Annotated in this window: 1 protein-coding gene; it reads right to left on the bottom strand. The window is 52.6% G+C overall.

Annotated features, from left to right (window positions below; genetic code table 11):
* Nucleotides 1–31 precede the first annotated feature (31 nt).
* Complete coding sequence (locus FHS90_RS22215; RefSeq protein ID WP_182514627.1) at nucleotides 32–997, bottom strand: IS110 family RNA-guided transposase; 966 nt, start codon at nucleotides 995–997, stop codon at nucleotides 32–34.
* Nucleotides 998–1,049 lie beyond the last annotated feature (52 nt).

The following is a 1,049-nucleotide window of genomic DNA, read 5'->3' as shown; positions in this document are numbered from 1 at the left end:
CTAACATGAACTCTGTTAAAAGTCAATAAAATCAGGCGGAGAATCTTTTAAAATCCGGCTGATAAGGTACACCTGAATGCACAATGGCAAAAGCCTGCTTGAGCAACTTGTTGCAAACAGCGATCAAGGCCAGCTTTCGGTTTTTCCCTTTCGCAACCAGCCGCTCATATAGTTCTCTGCAAGCCTTGTTCGCCCGCATCGCCGTCAGGCTGCACATATACAGTTTGCTGCGGATCTGGCTGCCACCCATCTTGGTAATCCTGACTTTGCCCCGGACACTGGAACCTGAGCTATACTCCCGGGGACACAGCCCGGCCTTGGCAATTAGTTGGCGATAAGAAGTCACCTGCCTGAACCCGCCAAAGAACAAAAGCAACATACCGGCCGTTTTGCTGCCAATGCCCGGGATCGAGCTTAGCAGCTCCATCTGCTCCTTGAACTGATCCTGCAGATGACCGTCCAACTCCTGTTCCAGCAGGCGGATCTGTTTCTGCAGCACCAGCAGCGTAAGCCTTAAGGTTCTCAGGGTCACCTTATTCCTTTCCGGTTGCTGCTCCAAAGCCTCGAGCGAGTTAAGGGTCATGGTTTTCTGTTTGACAAGCTGTTCTATGGCCTGCTCCAGCTGCCGGCATTCCACCAGTTGCGCATCATCCGGTTGCCAAAGTTTCAGTTCATTCTGCTGTCCGTAACGCATGATCCACTGGGCGTCCTTCCGGTCGGACTTGCCCTTGCCAAGGTGCATCTGGATGAAGCGCTTAATGACCAACGGGTTTACCACCGCCACTTTTGCGCCTTGCCCAACCAGGAAATAAGCCAGGCGCATGTAATAAGCACCCGTGGCTTCCATCACATACAAGCTCTCCGGCCCGCCGCCTTTGAGCAGCCTGCGGAAGCCGGCCTTGGCGTTCTCCACCTCCAGGTGCCGGGGTTCACCGGCTACTAGGTGGCAGACAGCCAAGGTTTCTTTACTCACATCAATGCCGACCACTGTTTGCATAGCTTAGGGTTTTTAGTAAGTTTAACAAAAACAGAAAGGGAGAAGACTATTG

Origin of the sequence: Rufibacter ruber, from assembly GCF_014138425.1 — a bacterium.
GTDB classification, from domain to species: Bacteria; Bacteroidota; Bacteroidia; order Cytophagales; family Hymenobacteraceae; genus Nibribacter; species Nibribacter ruber_C.
This window is presented reverse-complemented; position numbering and strand designations above follow the sequence as displayed.

Bases quoted from the DNA above. Each gene is read 5' to 3' on its own strand.
- FHS90_RS22215 (WP_182514627.1), bottom strand. From the start codon at position 997: ATGCAAACAGTGGTCGGCATTGATGTGAGTAAAGAAACCTTGGCTGTC.